General features: G+C 63.8%; 20 protein-coding genes. 10 read left to right on the top strand and 10 right to left on the bottom strand.

The annotated features are described in order from the left end of the window. Nucleotides 1–124 precede the first annotated feature (124 nt). Nucleotides 125–1,159, bottom strand: a complete 1,035-nt coding sequence (locus tag GDR53_RS06220; RefSeq protein ID WP_193337207.1) for an ABC transporter substrate-binding protein — start codon at nucleotides 1,157–1,159, stop codon at nucleotides 125–127. Between the two features lie 350 nt (nucleotides 1,160–1,509). On the opposite strand from GDR53_RS06220, the gene GDR53_RS06215 reads away from it, so the two are divergent. Further along, complete coding sequence (locus GDR53_RS06215; protein WP_193337206.1) at nucleotides 1,510–1,959, top strand: FKBP-type peptidyl-prolyl cis-trans isomerase; 450 nt, start codon at nucleotides 1,510–1,512, stop codon at nucleotides 1,957–1,959. A gap of 87 nt (nucleotides 1,960–2,046) precedes the next feature. On the opposite strand, the gene GDR53_RS06210 is transcribed toward GDR53_RS06215, so the two are convergent. Then, the gene (locus tag GDR53_RS06210) at nucleotides 2,047–2,295 is read right to left on the bottom strand and encodes a hypothetical protein (RefSeq protein ID WP_193337205.1); all 249 of its coding nucleotides are present in this window, start codon (nucleotides 2,293–2,295) and stop codon (nucleotides 2,047–2,049) included. Continuing rightward, nucleotides 2,292–2,588: a hypothetical protein gene (locus tag GDR53_RS06205; RefSeq protein WP_193337204.1), complete on the bottom strand. Its 297-nt coding sequence runs from the start codon at nucleotides 2,586–2,588 to the stop codon at nucleotides 2,292–2,294. The genes GDR53_RS06210 and GDR53_RS06205 overlap by 4 nt, the downstream gene beginning before the upstream one ends. Before the next feature lie 356 nt (nucleotides 2,589–2,944). Between GDR53_RS06205 and GDR53_RS06200 the strand changes: the two genes are divergently transcribed. After that, the gene (locus tag GDR53_RS06200) at nucleotides 2,945–3,934 is read left to right on the top strand and encodes an acrylyl-CoA reductase family protein (RefSeq protein WP_193337203.1); all 990 of its coding nucleotides are present in this window, start codon (nucleotides 2,945–2,947) and stop codon (nucleotides 3,932–3,934) included. On the opposite strand, the gene GDR53_RS06195 is transcribed toward GDR53_RS06200, so the two are convergent. Together GDR53_RS06195 and GDR53_RS06190 are read right to left on the bottom strand one after the other, a co-directional pair. Next, nucleotides 3,931–5,808: an ABC transporter ATP-binding protein gene (locus GDR53_RS06195; protein ID WP_193337202.1), complete on the bottom strand. Its 1,878-nt coding sequence runs from the start codon at nucleotides 5,806–5,808 to the stop codon at nucleotides 3,931–3,933. The genes GDR53_RS06200 and GDR53_RS06195 overlap by 4 nt on opposite strands. A 97-nt stretch (nucleotides 5,809–5,905) precedes the next feature. Then, nucleotides 5,906–6,895, bottom strand: a complete 990-nt coding sequence (locus GDR53_RS06190; RefSeq protein WP_193337201.1) for a potassium channel beta subunit family protein — start codon at nucleotides 6,893–6,895, stop codon at nucleotides 5,906–5,908. A 166-nt stretch (nucleotides 6,896–7,061) separates the two neighbouring features. Here GDR53_RS06190 and GDR53_RS06185 point away from each other — a divergent pair, with 166 nt between their 5' ends. Continuing rightward, nucleotides 7,062–7,430: a VOC family protein gene (locus GDR53_RS06185; RefSeq protein ID WP_193337200.1), complete on the top strand. Its 369-nt coding sequence runs from the start codon at nucleotides 7,062–7,064 to the stop codon at nucleotides 7,428–7,430. Here GDR53_RS06185 and GDR53_RS06180 read toward each other — a convergent pair whose 3' ends face one another. The 4 genes from GDR53_RS06180 to GDR53_RS06165 form a co-directional block, all read right to left on the bottom strand. Beyond that, nucleotides 7,431–8,132 carry a pyrimidine 5'-nucleotidase gene (locus GDR53_RS06180; RefSeq protein WP_332872423.1) on the bottom strand — a complete coding sequence of 234 codons (702 nt, stop codon included), beginning with the start codon at nucleotides 8,130–8,132 and terminating at the stop codon, nucleotides 7,431–7,433. 77 nt (nucleotides 8,133–8,209) lie between these two features. Continuing rightward, nucleotides 8,210–9,448, bottom strand: coding sequence for a hypothetical protein (locus GDR53_RS06175; RefSeq protein ID WP_193337199.1), 1,239 nt, complete (start codon nucleotides 9,446–9,448; stop codon nucleotides 8,210–8,212). A 187-nt stretch (nucleotides 9,449–9,635) separates the two neighbouring features. After that, nucleotides 9,636–11,144, bottom strand: a complete 1,509-nt coding sequence (gene ilvA, locus GDR53_RS06170; protein ID WP_193337198.1) for a threonine ammonia-lyase, biosynthetic — start codon at nucleotides 11,142–11,144, stop codon at nucleotides 9,636–9,638. Nucleotides 11,145–11,216: 72 nt separating this feature from the next. Further along, complete coding sequence (locus GDR53_RS06165; protein ID WP_193337197.1) at nucleotides 11,217–11,993, bottom strand: sulfite exporter TauE/SafE family protein; 777 nt, start codon at nucleotides 11,991–11,993, stop codon at nucleotides 11,217–11,219. Nucleotides 11,994–12,271: 278 nt separating this feature from the next. Here GDR53_RS06165 and GDR53_RS06160 point away from each other — a divergent pair, with 278 nt between their 5' ends. Next, the gene (locus GDR53_RS06160) at nucleotides 12,272–12,895 is read left to right on the top strand and encodes a TetR/AcrR family transcriptional regulator (protein ID WP_193337196.1); all 624 of its coding nucleotides are present in this window, start codon (nucleotides 12,272–12,274) and stop codon (nucleotides 12,893–12,895) included. Next, the gene (locus tag GDR53_RS06155) at nucleotides 12,895–14,400 is read left to right on the top strand and encodes a DHA2 family efflux MFS transporter permease subunit (RefSeq protein WP_193337195.1); all 1,506 of its coding nucleotides are present in this window, start codon (nucleotides 12,895–12,897) and stop codon (nucleotides 14,398–14,400) included. The genes GDR53_RS06160 and GDR53_RS06155 overlap by 1 nt, the downstream gene beginning before the upstream one ends. Before the next feature lie 69 nt (nucleotides 14,401–14,469). Here GDR53_RS06155 and argB read toward each other — a convergent pair whose 3' ends face one another. Next, nucleotides 14,470–15,372 carry an acetylglutamate kinase gene (gene argB / locus GDR53_RS06150; RefSeq protein ID WP_193337194.1) on the bottom strand — a complete coding sequence of 301 codons (903 nt, stop codon included), beginning with the start codon at nucleotides 15,370–15,372 and terminating at the stop codon, nucleotides 14,470–14,472. A 198-nt stretch (nucleotides 15,373–15,570) separates the two neighbouring features. Between argB and GDR53_RS06145 the strand changes: the two genes are divergently transcribed. The 5 genes from GDR53_RS06145 (at nucleotide 15,571) to GDR53_RS06125 (ending at nucleotide 18,550) form a co-directional block, all read left to right on the top strand. Beyond that, nucleotides 15,571–16,119: a sigma-70 family RNA polymerase sigma factor gene (locus tag GDR53_RS06145; protein WP_193337991.1), complete on the top strand. Its 549-nt coding sequence runs from the start codon at nucleotides 15,571–15,573 to the stop codon at nucleotides 16,117–16,119. After that, nucleotides 16,116–16,835 (top strand): anti-sigma factor, encoded by a 720-nt coding sequence (locus GDR53_RS06140; protein WP_193337193.1) that lies wholly within the window; start codon nucleotides 16,116–16,118, stop codon nucleotides 16,833–16,835. Before GDR53_RS06145 ends, GDR53_RS06140 begins: the two co-directional genes overlap by 4 nt. Nucleotides 16,836–17,110: 275 nt before the next feature. Further along, entirely contained in the window at nucleotides 17,111–17,641 is a 531-nt protein-coding gene (locus tag GDR53_RS06135; protein ID WP_232846794.1) for a fasciclin domain-containing protein, read from the top strand. Nucleotides 17,642–17,826: 185 nt separating this feature from the next. After that, nucleotides 17,827–18,321 (top strand): peptide-methionine (R)-S-oxide reductase MsrB, encoded by a 495-nt coding sequence (msrB, locus tag GDR53_RS06130; protein ID WP_193337191.1) that lies wholly within the window; start codon nucleotides 17,827–17,829, stop codon nucleotides 18,319–18,321. 52 nt (nucleotides 18,322–18,373) lie between these two features. Then, nucleotides 18,374–18,550, top strand: coding sequence for a hypothetical protein (locus GDR53_RS06125; protein WP_193337190.1), 177 nt, complete (start codon nucleotides 18,374–18,376; stop codon nucleotides 18,548–18,550). Nucleotides 18,551–18,562 lie beyond the last annotated feature (12 nt).

The following is an 18,562-nucleotide window of genomic DNA, read 5'->3' as shown; positions in this document are numbered from 1 at the left end:
TTGGCCTTATGCGCTGCGGTGCATCCGCCTGGTCGGTGTCACCCCGGCTCGGAGCCGGGATGACACGGGCTGGCGGATCGCTTCGCGCGGTTCATATCAGCGGGCTCGCGAGCCCGCCAAGCAATTACATGCCGAACACTTCATTCCAGCGTTCGATCCAGCCGGTCTTGGCCGCGTTGAGCTTGACATAGTCGACCCGCTGCAGCCCGGCAATCACGTCGGCGCCATAGGTCCACAGGGCGGCCTGTTCCGGCGTCAGCGTCACCGAGGTGTTCACCGGCGCATCGACGCCCTGCTCGGCCAGTTGCTGCTGGATTTCGGGGCTCAGGATGAAGTTGATGAACTCATAGGCCAACTCGGGCTCGGCCGCACCGGTCGGGATATTGACCGTGTTGAGGGTAGCAATGGCGCCTTCGCCGAGCTCGGCCCACACGGCGGTGGGAACGGCGGCCTGGATCTGGGCGAGGGTGAAGTCCTGCGCCACGGCGGCGCTGACTTCCCCGGTCGAGAACAGGTTGATCATCTCCGAGCCGGTATTGTAGTTCTTGACCACATTGGGCTTGAGCGCGGCGACGCTGGCAAAGGCCGCATCGGCGTCCTCGAAGGCATCGACCTCGGCATGATCGCCAGCCTTGAGCACCACCATCGGACCCGCCGTCGTGGTAATGCCAGGCAGCGTCAGCGAGGCGGCCAGGTCTTCGCGCCACAAATCGTTCCACGAGGTGATCGGGGTGCTGACCTTGCTCGAGTCATAGACAATGCCGACGCGGCCGATCGAATAGGCCGGGCCGTAGCCGCCCTGTGGATCCTTGGCCAGGTCATAGGCGCCGGCCAGGTTGGGCAGCTTGGCCGGGTCGATCTTCTGGAACAGGCCGGCTTCGATGCCCAGCTGGCTATAGCTGTCGGAGAAATAGGCAACGTCGACGCCGCCGCCATTGCGGATCTGGATCTTGTTGAGGCGCTCGCCATTATTGCCGGTTTCAAACACGATCTCGCAGCCGCACTGCGCGCGGAATGGCGCCAGGATGATCGACTCGAGCTTTTCCCCGTTAAAGCCCCACCACGAGATTGTCAGTGTCTTGCCCTGGGCCATGGTGGGGGCCACTGAGAGCAGCGCCACGGCAGAGACCGCGGCGGTTACAGCGAAGAATTTGTTCATTCCGGCATCCTTCAAGCGTCGCCCCCAGCTCTGGACGGCGACGGTGTGTTCAGTCATTTTCCCCAAGACCTCCAGCCTATTTTTGCAGCGCCACCAGTGCAAGCCTAATAATTGGGCTGCCGGCTCTGGCGGTGGTTTAGCCCCCAGTATTTTCTGCTGCGGAGGCCGACGCGGCCCCGCGCGACGGGCCCGCGCGGCTATCTTGTGATCCCGCAAACGCCAGTTTCGGGCACCAAAAGGTTTAAATCGACCGCCCTTGCCCTATATTAGGTCATGCGTCGTGCGTAATCGGGCGCGCGGCTGATCCAGTAAGGGCCCTGTTGGGCCCGCATTTTTGAAGGAAAACAGCCATGACCGAAGCCAATATCGAAGCAAGAACCGGCGACATCGTCCGCATCAATTACGACGGGCGTCTCACCGATGGCACCAGTTTTGACAGTTCGGCCGGGCGTCAGCCCCTGGAGGTCAAGTTGGGCGAAGGCCAGGTCATTCCCGGGCTCGAAGCCCACCTGATCGGCATGGCGCAGGGCGCCAAGTCGACCGTCACCATTCCCTGCGACCAGGCCTATGGCCCCCATCGCGCCGAGGCCATCCAGACCGTCGATCGCGACAAGGTCCCCGCCGGTCTCGACGTCGCCGTCGGCACCAAGCTACAGGCCAGGACCACCGATGGCAGCCTGCTGCCGATCCGCGTCGTGGCGGTGGATGACGCTACCATCAAGGTCGATGCCAACCATCCGCTGGCCGGCAAGGATCTGGTATTCGACGTCGAGCTGGTCGAGATCGTACAGGCGGCGTAACCGCCGACAAGCAACAGGCGGGCGTCCTTTCGGGCGCCCGCCTGTTGAATTTTCAATGCCTGGACCGTGCGAAGCGGGCAGCTGTGGCTAGGCCGCGACTTCCTGGCGCGGCAGCGGATAGTCTTCGGCTTCGTAGAGCGCCTTGATGGCCATGCCGTCAAAACGCCCGCCGCGAACTTCTAGGATCGTGCCGCCCAGGCCGGCTTCGGGCAGTTCTTCCATGCAGAAGCGGATGGCTTCGGCAGCCTTGGCGAACCGGCGATACTGGGTCTGCTGCGACTTGGCAACGCGACGGCTCGGGAACAGCTCGGCGGCGGCATTGTAGTTGAACGTCATGTCGGCTCCTTGATGGCGACAGCCCGCGAACGGGCCCGGCTTGGCTTGTGCAGCTTCTTGCGCGGCAGCGGATAATCGGGGCTCCGGTAGAGCCAGATCATCTGGTCGTTGCTGTGGCGCTGGCCGTCCAGTTCAAGGCTTGCGCCTTTGAGACTGACCGGGGCCGCCTCTTCTATCGCGAAGCGGAGGGCCTGGGCTGCGGTACGAAATCTGCGGGACCCTTGGGCCTCCGCCACGTGCCAGTCGCTGCCAAGAAAAAGCGCGGCAGGCGCCTGGAAATCAAACTGTATCATTGTCTCTCATTCGGTCCGGCATTCGCCGTGACCCGTCTTGCTTGTTGGGCCGCCCTCAGGCTGGCCATGCTCGAAAAACGCGACGCTGGCGCTTGTTATGCAGCCAATACATCGCGACCGCCCGGCACCATGCCGATCGGTACAACACGCTCGCAAAAATCAGGAAAGCCGATAGTCGGCAGCTTTGATGCGCAAAAACGTATGACGCTTATATAGGCGAGAATGCGCAAATAAGCAAGTTCAGCCGATGAGCGGCGTTAACGCGCACCATCCTGCGGCCCGATCTGACCGCGGCGGATTGGAAAATGCCCCCCAACAGGGCAGACTGCCCGCCAACAACAGGGATGGAGGCCGCCATGACTTTTCGCGCATTGCTCACCGATCGGGACGCCGCCGGCAAGGTCAGCTCGGCCGTGACCGAAATCGACGACAGCCGCCTGCCCGCAGGCAATGTAACGGTCGACATCGACTGGGCCGGCCTCAACTTCAAGGATGGCCTCTGCCTGACCGGCGGCGGCGGGCTGGTCCGGGCCTATCCGCACGTCGCCGGCATCGATTTTGCCGGTACGGTGCGCGACAGTGCCGATGATCGCTACGCGGCCGGCGACGCCGTGGTGCTGACCGGCTGGCGGGTCGGGGAGACGCAATGGGGCGGCTTTGCCGAACGCGCCCGTGTCAGCGCCGACTGGCTGGTGCCGCTGCCGCACGGGCTTTCCACCCGTGACGCCATGGTGGTGGGGACGGCAGGCCTTACCGCCATGCTGGCGATCAGCCGGCTCGAGGCGGCGGGCCTGGCGCCCGATGCCGGCCCGGTGCTGGTCACTGGTGCCGCAGGCGGTGTCGGCTCCATCGCCACGGCCCTGCTGGCCAAGCTTGGCTATGAGGTTGCCGCGCTATCGGGGCGGCCGCAGCATGCCGAGGCGCTGACCGCGCTCGGGGCCACCAGCCTTGTCGATCGCCATGCCTTTCTTGCCGAGCCCGACAAGCCGCTGGAATCCGCGCGCTGGGCGGCGGCCATCGACAATGTCGGCGGCCAAGTGTTGGGCAAGCTGCTCAAGCAGATCCGCTATGGCGGCGCCGTCGCCAGTATCGGCAATGCCGGCGGCATCGAGCTGCAGACCAATGTGCTGCCCTTCATCCTGCGCGGCGTCAGCCTGCTAGGCATCGACAGCGTTTTGCAGCCGTTCCCGGCCCGTATCGCCGCCTGGCAGCGCCTCGCCCAGACCCTGGACCTGGCCGCCTATGGCGCCATGGTGCGCGAGATCGGGCTCGAGGACCTGCCGCAGGCGGCCGAGCAGATCCTGGCCGGCGAGATACGGGGCAGGGTCCTGGTCAACCCGCGCTAGCGATAGCCTGCCGCCTGCAGGTCGAACAGTTCGGCATAGCGCCCCGCCAGCGCCAGCAGTTCTGCGTGGGTGCCGGCTTCGAGGATCGCTCCGTTCTCCATCACCAGGATGCGGTCGGCCATGCGCACCGTGGAAAAACGATGCGAAATGATCACCGCGGTCTTGCCGGCGGCCAGGCTCTTGAAGCGGGAAAACACTTCCGCCTCGGCCTTGGCGTCGAGCGCCGCGGTGGGTTCGTCCAGAATGATCAGCCCGGCATCGCGCATATAGGCCCGGGCAATGGCCACCTTCTGCCATTCCCCGCCGCTGAGATCGCGGCCCTTCTTGAACAGGCGCCCCAGCTGCTGGTCATAGCCAAGCGGCAGCTTGGCGATCACCGCATTGGCCAGGCTCCGCTCGGCGGCATCCTCAATGCGCGCCATGTCCTGCTGCGCTTCGATCCGACCCACCCCGATATTGTCGCGCGCGCTGAGGCTGTAGCGGATGAAATCCTGGAAAATCACCCCGATATGGGCGTGGATATCACCCACGGCAAAGTCCTTGAGGTCGATGCCGTCTACGGTGATGCGCCCCTCGTCGGGGTCGTAGAGCCGGGTCAGCAGCTTGACGATCGTGGTCTTGCCCGCGCCATTCTCGCCCACCAAAGCCAGCGTCTCGCCGGCCCTCAGGGTGAAACTGAGATGGCGCAGCGCCCAGGTCTCGGTATCGGGATAGCGGAAGCCGACATCCTCAAAGACGATGCCGGTTTGGATCGGATCGGGGAAGGGCTTGGGCACGGCCGGCGAGACGATACTCGGCTCGATCTCGAAGAAGGAGAACAGATCGTCCAGATACATCGATTGCCCGGCAATCTGGGTAAAGCCGAGCAGCAGTTTCTGGAACAGCCCGTTGAGCCGCAGGAACGAGCCGGAGAGAAAGGCCAGGTCGCCGATGGAGAAATCGCCAATGATGGTGCGCCAGACGATAAAGCCATAAGCGCCGTAATAGGTCAGCGTCGAGATCGCCGAGAACAGCGCGCCCCAGAAGGCGCGCTGCATGGCGATGCGGCGATTGTCGAGGAAAATCCCCTGCGCCAGCGTCTTGAACCGCTCGATCAGGAAGCCGCCCAGCCCGAACAGCTTGATCTCCTTGGCCGTTTCGGCGCTGGCGCCGACATGGCGGATGTATTCGAGCTCGCGCCGCTCCGGCGTGCGCCAGCGGCTGAGCATATAGGCCAGGGTATTGAACCGCGCCTCGCCCCAGACGGCCGGCGCAAAGCTGATCGGCAGCAGCAGGATCAGCCAGGGCGCATAGACAAAGAGGCCCGCCGCCAGCGTCGCCACGGTGATGATGTCCTGCGCCTGCCCGAACATCTGGCTGAGCAGGGCATTGCGCCCTGCCGCCTGCCGACGGGCGCGTTCCAGCTTGTCCTGGTATTCGGCCGACTCGAAATGCACGAGATCGAGCCGCGCCGCATGCGCCATCAGCTCGACGCTGACCGTGTTGGAATGCAGCTCGGAGAGGACCGCGTCGACCAGTCCGGTAATCCGGCTCAGCAGGTCCGATACCAGCACCAGGCCCAGTTCGACCGCCAGCAGCACGGCCACCGGCGTCAGTAGCCCGCTTTCCCACCAGTCGGCAAAACCTGGCCCCGGGGCCGGAGCGCCGGTCAGCGCCACCACCGCATCGATCAGCAGCTTGCCGATATAGAGCATGGCGATGGGCTGCAGCGAGGCCACCAGCCGCAGGCCGATGCTGGCGGCGGTGAGAACCTTGCTGGTGCGCCAGATCTGCGCCAGCAGCCGCCCGAGATGGCGCAGATTGTCGATGCGCTCGCGGAAACTGGGGGTGGATTCGGGGATGGGCGGCGGGCGGCGCCCGGGAAGGTCGGTCATGGCGTGACAATAGCCCGGTCCGGCGGGCCGGGGAATAGATAGGCGTGCAATTTGAGTGACTTCCCCTCACCCGTGCCGGGTGAGGGGAAGCAATGGACTAGTAGGTCTCGAAGGGCTTGGGCTTGTTGCCCATGATGGCTTCGATCTTCTCGATCACGTCCGGCGTCAGCTTGGCCTTGGAGTCCAGCGCCGACAGGTTGTCGGCCAGCTGGCTCTTCTTGGATGCGCCCAGGATCACCGTCGAGACGCGCGGATTGTGCAGGCACCACAGCAGCGCCAGATGGTGGATCGGCAGGCCGATCTCCTTGGCCAGCCCGGCCAGCTGCTTGACCTTTTCCAGCTTGGCCTGACCCTCGGGGCTGGTCCAGGCCTTCTTCAGCCACTCATAGCCGGGCAGGTTGAAGCGGCTGTCCTCGGGAATGCCGTCATTGTACTTGCCGGTCAGCGCGCCCGAGGCCAGCGGCGACCAGATCGTGGTGCCCAGGCCCATCAGGTCATAGAGCGGCAGATAGTCGTGCTCGACCTTGTCGCGGGTGAACAGGTTATATTGCGGCTGCTCCATCACCGGCGCGGTGATCTTGAGGTCGCGGGCCACGGCCCAGGCCTCGGTCAGCTGCTGGGCATTCCACTCCGAGGTGCCCCAATAGAGGATCTTGCCCTGGGTGACGAGGTTATGCATCGCCCAGACGGTCTCTTCGATGGGCGACTCGATATCGGGGCGGTGGCAGAAATAGAGGTCGAGATAATCCACCTGCAGGCGCTTGAGCGCCGCGTGGCAGGCCTCGGTGACATGCTTGCGACTGAGGCCCTTCTGCGTCGGCTTGCTGCCGCCCCAGAAGACCTTGGACGAAACCGCATAGCTGTCGCGGCTCCAGGCCAGTTCCTTGAGCGCCGCACCCATCAGGGTTTCCGACTCGCCGGCTTCGTAGCCTTCGGCATTGTCGAAGAAATTGACGCCCTCGTCATAGGCCAGGCTCATCAGTGCCATGGCTTCGCTATGGTCGACCTGTTTGGAAAAGGTGACCCAGCTACCGAGGGAGACTTCACTGACCTTGAGGCCCGATTTGCCGAGGCGACGATATTCCATGAGAATTTCCTGCTGTTGCGCGGCGCCGGGCCGCCTTCCCTTCATCGGTAATTGCCGATGGATGTTCCGGTCTTACGCCCGGGCCGCCGACCTGTAAAGCCGCGGCTGGACGCTCTGGTTCCCTCGGTCTAGGCTGACGCCTTGTTCCACCCGCCGGAGCGCCACCATGCTCAAGGATATCGATTCATCCGCCATCCTCGCCGTCGCCACGCTTGATCGGGCCCACCATTTCTATGGCCACATTCTGGGGCTCGACCTGCGCTCGGACGATGGCAATGTGCTCGTCTACCGCACCGGCGCCACAAGGCTGATGATCTACGTGTCCGAATTTGCCGGGACCAACCAGGCCAATGCCGTGGTCTGGGGCTTGGGCAACCAGTTCGACCCCATCATCGCCGATCTGCAGGCAAAGGGCGTCGTCTTCGAGCATTATGACATGATGGAGCGGGACGGGGATATCCACGTCGCCGGCGACTTTAAGGCCGCCTGGTTCAAGGACCCGGACGGCAACCTGCTGCATATCAACAATATGTAGTCAGGGTCGCTCGCGCAGGAAGGTCGCCAGATCGTCCGTGATGTGATGCACATGCGGGCCGGCAGCGCGGCCCAGTTCCCAGGCTTCCACCTGCTCATGGATGAAGTCTGGCCCGGCCACGACCTGCACCGTGGCCATGCCGACATCGTGGGGCACCATCAGGTTCTTTTCCAGGTCGTCGAACATTACCGCTTTGGTGGGGTCGATGCCATGCAGGGCAAAGAAGCCGTCATAGGCCTGCTTGAGCGGCTTGGGCTGGTAGTCCATGGCGCGGATGTCGTGCACATGCTCGAACAGGTGCGCCGCGCCCAGCCTGGCCAGCACGGCGCGGGCATGGCCGGTATCGCCATTGGTCAGAATGAACTTGCGGCCGGGCAGGGCCTCGATTGCCGCCACCAGGTCGGGATGCGCGTCGACCGGCGCATAATCGATGGCATGCACGGTATCGAGGAAATGGTCGGGGTCGACCTTGTGCTGGTGCATTAGCCCGTTCAGCGTGGTGCCGAAATCGCGGTAATAGCCCTTCTGCAGGGCGCGCGCCGCGTCGAATTCGAGCTGCGTCAGCGCCATCACATAATGGGTGATCTTGATGTCGATCTGCGCGAACAGGTTGCAGCTGCGCGGATAGAGCGTGTTGTCGAGATCGAACACCCAGTCGGTGACGTGATCGAGGCTGCGAATGGTCGGGGTCAGGGAGTTCATGGCTCGACTATGCCAGAGATTGTTGAATTTTGCGTCAAACGATTGCGGGAGCGGCGCTAACGCCGCTCCCGATTGGCTTATTCAGCCTGCATATTGGCTTCGATGACGAGGCCCAGCGCCGTGATCAGCCCGGCCGGATTGGCGGCGGCTGCCATCAGCACCAGCGCCGAGGTTGGCGAGGGCGGCGCAACCTTGATTTCGAGGCTTTCCGGATTGTCGAGGAAGGCGCTGACCGGCGGCACCACGACATCGGTCAGGGCCGGAATGCCGGACTGGGCGACCATGGCCGGCAGCGCCGACTTGAGGCCTTCCACGAAGCTGGCGCGGTCAGCGCCCGACTCTGCGGCGTAATAGTCGAGCAGCGTCCCCACGAGGCCCGCATCGTCATAGCGCACGGTGGCGCCCACGATCGACACGCCCTGCATGATCGCCATGCCCTGCATCATCTGGGCCTGCGCCATTTCCTCAGTCATCTCGCCACCGGCCATCCCGGCCTGCATGGTGTTGAACTGCTCGAGCACGTCGGGCGTCAGGCCCGTCACGTCGGCGGTCAGGTTTAGGGCGCCCTGATCGGCGAAGTCGAACAGGAATTCGGTGATGTTCATATGGCCGTCGGCCATCGACCAGGTCATTTCCTGGGTGATGTCGCCGGCGATATTGGTGAGGCCCAGGGCCTCGATGACGGCGCCGGATGCGGGGTCTTCTTCGCCCACGCTCGACAGATCGGCGACAATGCCGCTGATCGTCATCGACGACGACAGGTCAACCAGGTCGGGGCCCTGCGCCGGGTTGAAGGTGGAGGCAGCCTCAAAGCTCTCATAGGAAAAGAACTCGACGCCGTCGCGCAGGACAGACAGCGGGCCCGTGCTGATCGCGCCGATCAGCTGCAGCGTGGCAACCGCCGGCACGGTGTCGCCGCCGGGCAGATAGAGGTCGCTGAGCTCGATATCGGCAAGGCTGAGATTGCCCGTCGGCTCGGCGGCAAATTCGGTATCGATATCGGGAATGGTCAGCGACTCGACCATATAGCTGCCGTCTGCGCCCTCGGTGACGCCCGAAAAGGTGAGCTCGGTGTCAAAGGTCATGGGCTCGGTCGGGGCCTCCGGGCCCTTCAGGCTCACGGTGGCGCCCTCGACGGTGATGGTATCACCATCGAGCGTTGCAGTGCCGAATTCGATGTCATAGCCAAGGCTGCCATAGACGGTGGCAAAGCGATCGACGAAGGCTTGGGCTTCAAGCGCACTGGCTTGGCCGATCAGCGCTACGCTGGCGACGCCGCTCAGCAGCAGCAAGGTGATTGTCTTGGTGGTCCTCATGGTCGTCTCCGGCTGTTTTTTGGTTTGATTGTGTCGGGCAGGCGAGATGGGCAGGCGCTTGGCGGTTTCAGGCAGGTGGCGTCTCGTCCCCGCAATTGCAATAGAAACGGGTCGCAATTGGGACGACGTGCACCGGGAGCGGCAGGCTAGTGTCGCTGTATTTCATCCCGAAGACGGCGATCAACCGTCACAGGAACTGCCGATAGGCCGGATTGTCGGTCTCTTCCCAATAGGGAAAGCCGACCGCATCGATATGCACAATGAAGTCGGCGCGGGTATGTTCCGGCACCTGCACCCCCACCAGCACGCGACCATAGTCGGCCCCATGGTTGCGGTAGTGGAAGAGCGAAATATTCCACGCGTCATTGAGCCCTTCAAGAAATTTCAGCAGCGCGCCCGGCCGTTCGGGAAACTGGAAGCGGTAGACCACCTCGTCCTGGAGGTCGTTGACCCTGCCGCCCACCATGTAGCGGACATGCAGCTTGGCCACCTCATTGTCGGTCATGTCGGTGACCCCAAGACCATGGCCGGCCAGCAGCGCGATGATCTCGTGCTTTTCGGCGTCGCCGCCGGTCAGCTTGACCCCGACAAAGATCGTGGCCGTGCTGCCGTGATTGAAGCGGTAGTTGAACTCTGTGATCGAGCGGGGACCGAGCAGGCGCATGAAGGCGCGGTAGCTGCCGGGACGCTCGGGAATTTCCACAGCCAGCAGCGCCTCGGCACGCTCGCCGATCTCGGCCCGCTCGGCCACATAGCGCAGCCGGTCAAAATTGACATTGGCCCCCGAATTGATGGCGATCAGCGCGCCCGCCGGCGCATCGCCCCGTTCCACCTGCCGGCGTAGCCCGGCCAGGGCCAGGGCGCCGGCCGGTTCGGCAATGGCGCGGTGATCGTCGAAAATGTCCTTGATCGCCGCACAGATCTCGTCGGCGGTGACCGTGACGATGTCGTCGAGCAGTTCGCGGCAGATGCGGAAGGTCTCCTCACCCACCTGCCGCACGGCCACGCCATCGGCAAACAGACCCACCTGGTCGAGCGCCACCGGATGGCCGGCGGCAATGGCCGCCTGCATGCTGGCCGCCTCTTCCGGCTCGACGCCGATGATGCGGATCTCGGGGCGCAGGAACTTGACGAAGGCGGCAATGCCGGCGGCGAGGCCGCCGCCGCCGATCGGCACATAGATCGCGCCGATCGGCCCCGGATGCTGGCGCAGCAGTTCCATGCCGATCGTGCCCTGTCCGGCGATCACGTCGGGATCGTCGAACGGATGGACCACCACATAGCCGTGCTTTTCCGCCAGATTGGCGGCATGGCCGCGTGCGGCATCGAACCCGTCGCCGAACAGCACCACCTCGCCGCCGCGCTTGCGGACTGCATTGATCTTGATCGCCGGGGTGGTGGTCGGCATCACCACAATGGCGCGGATGCCCAGCCGGTGCGCCGACAGCGCCACGCCCTGGGCATGGTTGCCCGCTGACGCGCAGATCACCCCGCGCGCCCGTTCCTCGGGGGTAAGCTGGGCGATGCGGTTATGCGCGCCGCGGATCTTGAAGGAAAATACCGGCTGCATGTCTTCGCGCTTGAGCAGCACATCGGCGCCCAGCCTTGCCGACAGCATCGGCATGCTGTCGAGCGGGGTTTCCTCGGCGACTTCATAGACCGACGAGGTCAGGATGCGGCGGACATAGTCCTGCATGGCGGGCACTCCAATTGTGCCCGCGACACACGCCGTAGCGACGGATTTGTCAACACCCGCCCGCCTGTTCAACTACCGCAGCAATTGCCAGGTCTGGTAGCCGGCCAGGATGATCACCAGGCACCCCACGATGATCATCAGCGTCCGCGCCGGCATCTTGCGCACGATATAGCCGGCAAAGGGGGCGGCGAGCAGCCCGCCCACGATCAGCCCGGCCACGGCCATGGCATGGTCGAGCAGCCCGTCGGCATCGGCCCAGTGGCCGGTCAGCATGCTGACCAGGAAGGCGGCCGAGATGGCGACGGTGAGGAAGAACTCCACCGTATTGACGGTGCCCACCACATAGCGCGGCGCCGAGCCTGACCCGACCAGGGTCGAGGTGACCACCGGACCCCAGCCGCCGCCGCCGGCGGCATCGACAAAGCCGCCCACAATGCCCAGCGGCACGATGGCCGCCGCTGTCGGCTCCAGCTGCGACTTCCGCTGCCGGAAGGCACGATAAAGAATATAGCCACCCATCACGGTGAGATAGGCCGTCACATAGGGGCGCAAGACGTCCCCGTCGATCGAGGTCAGCACATAGGCGCCCAGCACGCCGCCCAATATGCCGGCGGGCGCCAGCCGCCAGAACAGCTTCCAGTCCACATTCTTGTGGCTGACATGGCTGGTGGCCGAGGCCGCCGTGGTGAAGACTTCGGCCGCATGCGCGCTGGCCGAGGCATAGGCAGGCGAAACGCCAAAGGCCAGCAGCATGGTGGAACTGACCACCCCATAGGCCATGCCCAGCGCGCCGTCGACGATCTGCGCCAGGAAGCCGACAACCGCGAAAATAAAGAACTCCGAGCCCATGCCATTCCCTCCAGATTGGTAAAGCCGACGTTAATCTATACTAAACTGGTCGTGTAGAGGCTGACTCGATATGAACTTGGCGAAGAATCCGTCGTTTTGAGTATTTTTTCGCGTCGCGCAGCCGATGCCCATTGTTTGATCATGGTACGGGGTCGGTGCGGCGTGGTGGGGCGATTATTCGGCCGCCGGTCAATCGTGAAATTTGCATGGCTGCTTCTCAATCAAATGATTGATTGATGATTGTGGCGAGTCTATAGAGCGCCGGCAAAGAGGCGCGCATGACCACAGACCAACCCCACAGCAAACGCGAAAGCGGCGATGACCGGCGCCTGGCCATTGCGGCGGCTGCCCGCGCCATCATCCTGGAAAAGGGCCTTGAGGGCCTGCGTACCCGCGACATTGCCGCCCGTGTCGGTATCAACATCGCCACGCTGCACTATCACGTCCCCTCCAAGGAGGCGTTGGTGGCCTTGGTGGCCGAGAGTATCCGCTACGATTTTCGGGACCAGGCGCTGCGCCATCCGCGCGACGGCAAGACCGCGCTGCAAAAGCTGCATCTCGAATTCAACGATTTTCGCGAAACCATGCGCGACATGCCCGATCTGGTGATCGTGCTGACAGAACTTGTCGCGCGCTCGCGGCGTGATCCCGTCATCGCCGGAATCATGACCCCGATTTACGAGTTCTGGCGCAATCAGTTTGTCGACATTTTCCGCCTCGGCATCGCCGACGGCTCCTTTCGGGCCGATACCGATGCCGAAGCGGCTGCCCTGATCATTGCCGGCGCCCTCTCCGATTGCTGGCGCCGTCCCAATCCCGGCTCGCCCCGGCTCGAGCAGATGCTTGCCGAGCTTGAACGCGCCTTTGCCCCCTATCCCTCTTCATCCCAAGGAAGTCTCTGATGTCCGCCCACCCCGCTCCCCCTGCCGGCGCCCCGGCCGCGCCCGATCCGCGCCGCTGGCTGGCGCTCTTCGTCCTGCTCATCGCCAATTTCATGAACCTGATTGACGTCACCATCGTCAATGTGGCTTTGCCCTCGATGCGCGATGGCCTCAACGCCACCGACAACCAGATCGAATGGGTCGTCGCCGCCTATATCCTGGCCTTCGCCCTGGGCCTGCTGCCCTTTGGCCGGCTGGGCGATATCCTGGGCCGGACCACCCTCTTCCTCTGGGGCGTTGCCGGCTTCACCGCCGCTTCGGCCCTCTGTGGCCTCGCGCCCAATATCGAATTCCTGATCGTCGCCCGCATCATCCAGGGCCTGGCCGGCGCCATGATGACGCCGCAGGTACTGGCCATTGCCACCGTGACCTTCCCGCCGCATGAACGCGGCCAGGCCTTCTCGCTGTTCGGCCTCTCGGCCGGCCTCGCCGCCGTCTGCGGCCCGATCCTGGGCGGCATCCTGGTCTCGGCCAACCTGTTCGGCATGGACTGGCAGCCCATCTTCCTGGTCAATATCCCCATCGGCATCGCCACTATCGTCGCCGGCTGGTTCCTCATTCCGCGCCTGCCGGGCCATGCCAGCCTGCGCAATGACTATGTCGGCATCGTGCTGTTCGGCTTGGGCATCCTCGCGGTGGTCTTCCCCATCATCGAGGGTCGGGCCTATGGCTGGCCGCTCTGGGCTTTTGCCATGATCATCGCCGGCTTTGGCCTCTTGGTAGCCTTCGTGTTCTGGACCCGCGGCCGTGCCGCCGCCGGCCGCTCGCAGCTGCTCAATTTCGACCTGATCACCAATCGCCAGTTCATGTTCGGCGCCTTTGTGACCACCGTCTTTGCCTCCGGCATTCCCGGCATGTTCATGGTGATCTCGCTGCTGCTGCAGGGTGGCTTTGCCTTCACCCCGCTCGAATCGGGCCTGGCCAATACGCCCTTCTCGGTGGGCGTGCTGCTGGCATCGGCCATTGCCGGCCGCTTTGGCAGCCACTACCTGCGGGCCCGCCTCGCCACCTCGGGTGGCCTGCTGGTGCTGGGCATTTCCTGGCTGCACTTCTATATTGCCAGCGTCAGTGACAGCATCGACCACTGGGCCCTGCTGCCGCCGCTGCTGATCGCCGGTATCGGCCTCGGGCTCGGCTTCTCCTCGCTGTTCCAGCTGGTGCTGTCCAACGTGCCGCCGCGCGATGCCGGCGCCGGTTCGGGCTCGCTGCAGGCCTTCCAGCAGGTCGGTGGTGCCCTGGGCGTCGCCATTATCGGCGAGCTGTTCTTCGGCCGGCTGGGCACCAACCTGGCCACCGGCACCATGCCGCACGCCGCCTTCGCCGACGCCGCCGCCACCGCGCTCTACTATGTCATGGGCAGCTTTGCTGTCGTGCTGCTGCTGTCGCCGTTCTTCCGGCGCAATCCCGGCCACGCCAACGCCCACGGCCAGCGCCCGGCTGCCCCGGCCGTTGTGCTCGAGCACTAGCCGCGCCGTTTCGCCCAAGCAAAAGGCCGCCAGCAATGGCGGCCTTTTCGTTTGCGTTTGCAGGCAAGCCTAGCGGACGATCAGCGTGCCGGCACCAAATTCGGTGAACAGCTCGACGAGCACCACATGCGGCTGCTTGCCATTGAGGATCACCACGCCTTCCACGCCGTCTTCGAGCGCGGCAAAGCAGGTTTCCACCTTGGGGATCATGCCACCCGAAATCGTGCCGTCGGCAATCAGCTCCTTGGCCTCGCGCACGCTGAGCTCGGGGATCAGCGTGCCGGACTTGTCGAGCACGCCGGGCACGTCGGTCAGAAACAGCAGGCGCTTGGCGCCCAGCGAGCCGGCAATGGCGCCGGCAAAGGTATCGGCATTGATATTGTAGGTATTGCCGTCGCGGCCCGGCGCCACCGGCGCAATCACCGGAATCAGCTCGGAGCGGGCCAGCAGGTCCAGCAGCGTGCGGTCGACTTCCACCGGCTCGCCGACAAAGCCCAGGTCCAGCACCCGCTCGATATTGGAGCCGGGATCCTTGACGGTCTTTTCCGCCCGCTTGGCAAAGACCATATTGCCGTCCTTGCCGCAGAGGCCGATGGCCCATTCGCCTTCGGCATTGATCAGCGCCACGATTTCCTTGTTGATCGAGCCGGCCAGCACCATCTCGACCACTTCCATGGTCCGCTTGTCGGTGACACGCAGCCCGCCCTCGAACTTGGACTCGATGCCCAGATTCTTCAGCATCAGCGCGATCTGCGGCCCACCGCCATGCACCACGATCGGATTGACCTTGGACTGCTTGAGCAAAGCGATGTCGCGGGCAAAGGCCTGGCCGAGCTTGGCGTCGCCCATGGCATGGCCGCCGTATTTGACGACGACGGTCTTGCCCTCATAGCGCTGCATATAGGGCAGGGCCTGGGCGAGAATGCCGGCATCATGGCTGAACCGGTCGGTCTCGGCGGCTTTATCGGACATAGGCAGACCCAATCGGTTGGTCAAACGGCGTGAAAATGTCCGCACCGGGAATAGAGCATCAAGGCGCAAAGGAAAAGCCGCTTCTGCGCTTTTGGCACTGATCCGTTTGCCCTGTCTGTGCGTTACCGTACGCCTGATCTCGTGACCCGGCATGGGCGGGGATAGGCATAACGGGGGAGGCAGGGTACACCTATGCCCATGATTGACACACCGTCCCAGGACATCGCCGACCTGATTGCCCGCTGCGCCCTGCGGGATCGCGCCGCTTTCCGTGTTCTCTACGAACGCACCAGCGCGAAACTCTTTGGCGTTACCCTGCGTATCTTGAAAGACCGTTCGGAGGCTGAAGAGGCTCTCCAGGAAGTTTTCGTGAAGGTCTGGCAGCGCGCCGACCGTTACGTCGCCGGTACCACCAGTCCCATAAGCTGGCTGGTTGCCGTCGCACGCAATCATTCACTCGACATTCTGAGGGCCCGTCGTCCACCGTCCGACGATATCGATGTGGCCCTTGAAATTCCTGACGCCGGCCCCTCTCCGGAGCGGGCGACCCAGGACAGTCAGGAACGCCGCCAGATCGAGACTTGTCTGGGCACGCTCGATCCCGAACGTGCCGACGCGGTGCGCGGTGCCTATCTCGATGGCTATAGCTACGAGGAACTGGCGACGCGCTACACCGTGCCCTTGAACACGATGCGGACCTGGCTACGCCGGAGCCTCATCAAACTGAAAGATTGCCTGAGCGCATGAGTACCAGTGATGATTTCGGCGAAGACTTTGAGGGCCGCAACGCCTTGGTGGCCGAGTATGTCCTGGGCCTGCTGTCCACCAGCGAACATGAGCGTATCGGCCGCCTGATCGAGAATGACCAGAACCTGCGGGCTGAACGGGACTTCTGGGTCTCGCGCTTTGCCGCGCTCAATCAGGAATATGAAGAAACCCCGGTGCCCGGCCATATCTATGCCGCCATCGAGGCCCGCGCCTTTGGCGATGTGGTCCGGTCACGGCCGATGGCAAGCTTCTGGGACAGCCTGCTGGTCTGGCGCGGCATTGCCGCCGGGGCCCTGGCTGTCGCCGTGGCCGCGGTCGGCTTCAACCTGCTGCAGCCCGCCGGCGATGTGTCCAGCCTCACTACCCAGCTGGTGGCCGCACTCGAGGAAGAGGGCAGCCCGGTCAAGTTCGTCGCGCTTTATGATGGCAGCGGCAATGTCCGGCTTACCGCTCTGTCGGGCGAAACCGTCCCCGACAAGGATTTCGAACTCTGGGCCATCCAGGGCGGCAACAATCCGATCTCCATGGGCGTCATCCCCGTCAATGAACGCAGCGCCGTCTCCATTGCCCCCGAGGTCATGGAAGGCTGGGGCGAAGGCTCGGTGCTCGCCATCACACTTGAGGAAAAGGGCGGCTCGCCCGATGGCAACCCGCATGGCCCCATCGTCGCCAAGGGCGCCGTTACGAAGATCTAGCCGTTCCGGATCACCGCAATGGCAAATATAAAATGTCTGGCCAAAACACTGCCGGCGCCCCGAAACGGGCGGCGGCAGTTTTCGTAAGCTGCTGTAAAATAACAATTTTCGCGCCGCGCAAAAATCTTCGCACTATTTTTCGCGGCGTTGAAACAATCTGAAACTTAAGCTGAAAAGCCCCCGTTCCTTCACATGTCCCAGCCGAACAACGGGAACAAGATACAGGAAGGAACGACCCCATGAACTTCTCTCTCCGTGCACTCACTGTCGCTGCCATGATCTCCGCTGCCTCGATCGGCGGCGCGATGGCCCAGGACAATCCAATGGTTGGCGGCGCTGCCATGTTCGCTGACAAGAATATCGTCGAAAACGCCGTGAACTCTGCCGACCACACCACCCTGGTTGCCGCCGTTCAGGCCGCCGGCCTGGTCGAGACGCTGTCGGGCGAAGGTCCGTTCACCGTTCTGGCCCCCGTCAATGCCGCTTTTGACGCCCTGCCAGCCGGCACCGTCGACACGCTGCTGCTGCCCGAAAACAAGGACATGCTGGCCACCATCCTGGCCTGCCACGTCATTCCGGCCAAGGCCCTCTCCACCGACATCGTCGGCATGGTTGAAGCCGATGGCGGCGAGCATGTTGTCGACACCGTCGGCGGCTGCAAGCTGACCCTCAAGGCTGCTGACGGCAAGGTCACCGTGACCGACGAGAATGGCACCGTTGCCAATGTCACCATTGCCGACGTGATCCAGTCCAATGGCGTGATCCACGTGATCGACGCCGTGCTGACGCCAAAGTCGGCCATGTAACCAAAAGGGCGGCCATTGCGAATGGCCCCCTGAGAGAGGCGACGGGTTTGCCGCCTCTCACCACAACTTGACGTGCCATGCCCCTGCCCGGGACCCTATACTGGCCGTCAACCAAGCCCCGCGCCGCCGCCCGCATTCCCTCCTGCGGTTCCGGGCGCGGGGCAATCTGCTCAAGGAGAACGACCATGGCTATCGATCGCCGCAATCTGCTTCTGGGTGGCTCGGCCATCGCTGCCTTCGCCGCCATTGTCGGCCTGCGCCCCATGGGGACAACCCAGGCGGCCGAGGGCGATTTCCCCTTCAAGCTGACCGACGCCGAGTGGCAGGCCAGGCTCGAGCCCGCCGCCTATGACGTGCTGCGCCACGAGGGCACCGAACGTCCGTTCACCTCCCCGCTCAATGACGAGCACCGCGCCGGCACCTTTGTCTGCGCCGGCTGCGCCCAGCCCCTGTTCGCCTCCGAAACCAAATATGACAGCGGCACCGGCTGGCCGAGCTTTTATACCTTCATCGATGGCGCCGTGGGCACCACCGAGGACAATAGCCTGTTCATGACCCGCACCGAGGTGCACTGCTCCAATTGCGGCGGCCATCAGGGCCATGTCTTTGACGACGGCCCCGAGCCCACCGGCCTGCGCTACTGCATCAATGGCGTATCGCTGAACTTCATCGCCGCCTGACGGAACATTTGCCTTTCTCACCGGTTGGTCCTTCGGCAAAAGGAGATATCCGATGAGCAAAAGCATAGACGAACAGATCGCCGACGATCTCGCCAAGGTGGACAAGACCAGCGGTGGCGGTCACCTGGGCGGCACCGAATTCGGCCAGTCGCCAGGCGAGGCCAAGGTCAAGCATCCCGAAGGGGACAAGACCCGTCCTGACAAGACGTCTGGCACCGACGCGAAATAGTCCCTACCGCTT

The sequence above is a fragment of the Devosia beringensis genome (genome assembly GCF_014926585.1).
GTDB lineage: Bacteria > Pseudomonadota > Alphaproteobacteria > Rhizobiales > Devosiaceae > Devosia > Devosia beringensis.
This window is presented reverse-complemented; position numbering and strand designations above follow the sequence as displayed.

Excerpts from the sequence above, each read along its gene's own strand:
- GDR53_RS06220 (WP_193337207.1), bottom strand. The coding sequence starts at position 1,159 with ATGAACAAATTCTTCGCTGTAACCGCCGCGGTCTCTGCCGTGGCGCTG.
- GDR53_RS06205 (WP_193337204.1), bottom strand. The coding sequence starts at position 2,588 with ATGATACAGTTTGATTTCCAGGCGCCTGCCGCGCTTTTTCTTGGCAGC.
- GDR53_RS06165 (WP_193337197.1), bottom strand. The coding sequence starts at position 11,993 with ATGGGCTCGGAGTTCTTTATTTTCGCGGTTGTCGGCTTCCTGGCGCAG.
- GDR53_RS06145 (WP_193337991.1), top strand. The coding sequence starts at position 15,571 with ATGATTGACACACCGTCCCAGGACATCGCCGACCTGATTGCCCGCTGC.
- GDR53_RS06140 (WP_193337193.1), top strand. The coding sequence starts at position 16,116 with ATGAGTACCAGTGATGATTTCGGCGAAGACTTTGAGGGCCGCAACGCC.
- GDR53_RS06200 (WP_193337203.1), top strand. The coding sequence starts at position 2,945 with ATGACTTTTCGCGCATTGCTCACCGATCGGGACGCCGCCGGCAAGGTC.
- GDR53_RS06185 (WP_193337200.1), top strand. The coding sequence starts at position 7,062 with ATGCTCAAGGATATCGATTCATCCGCCATCCTCGCCGTCGCCACGCTT.
- GDR53_RS06125 (WP_193337190.1), top strand. The coding sequence starts at position 18,374 with ATGAGCAAAAGCATAGACGAACAGATCGCCGACGATCTCGCCAAGGTG.
- GDR53_RS06215 (WP_193337206.1), top strand. The coding sequence starts at position 1,510 with ATGACCGAAGCCAATATCGAAGCAAGAACCGGCGACATCGTCCGCATC.
- msrB (WP_193337191.1), top strand. The coding sequence starts at position 17,827 with ATGGCTATCGATCGCCGCAATCTGCTTCTGGGTGGCTCGGCCATCGCT.
- GDR53_RS06135 (WP_232846794.1), top strand. The coding sequence starts at position 17,111 with ATGATCTCCGCTGCCTCGATCGGCGGCGCGATGGCCCAGGACAATCCA.
- GDR53_RS06190 (WP_193337201.1), bottom strand. The coding sequence starts at position 6,895 with ATGGAATATCGTCGCCTCGGCAAATCGGGCCTCAAGGTCAGTGAAGTC.
- ilvA (WP_193337198.1), bottom strand. The coding sequence starts at position 11,144 with ATGCAGGACTATGTCCGCCGCATCCTGACCTCGTCGGTCTATGAAGTC.
- GDR53_RS06180 (WP_332872423.1), bottom strand. The coding sequence starts at position 8,132 with ATGAACTCCCTGACCCCGACCATTCGCAGCCTCGATCACGTCACCGAC.
- GDR53_RS06155 (WP_193337195.1), top strand. The coding sequence starts at position 12,895 with ATGTCCGCCCACCCCGCTCCCCCTGCCGGCGCCCCGGCCGCGCCCGAT.
- argB (WP_193337194.1), bottom strand. The coding sequence starts at position 15,372 with ATGTCCGATAAAGCCGCCGAGACCGACCGGTTCAGCCATGATGCCGGC.
- GDR53_RS06160 (WP_193337196.1), top strand. The coding sequence starts at position 12,272 with ATGACCACAGACCAACCCCACAGCAAACGCGAAAGCGGCGATGACCGG.
- GDR53_RS06210 (WP_193337205.1), bottom strand. The coding sequence starts at position 2,295 with ATGACGTTCAACTACAATGCCGCCGCCGAGCTGTTCCCGAGCCGTCGC.
- GDR53_RS06175 (WP_193337199.1), bottom strand. The coding sequence starts at position 9,448 with ATGAGGACCACCAAGACAATCACCTTGCTGCTGCTGAGCGGCGTCGCC.
- GDR53_RS06195 (WP_193337202.1), bottom strand. The coding sequence starts at position 5,808 with ATGACCGACCTTCCCGGGCGCCGCCCGCCGCCCATCCCCGAATCCACC.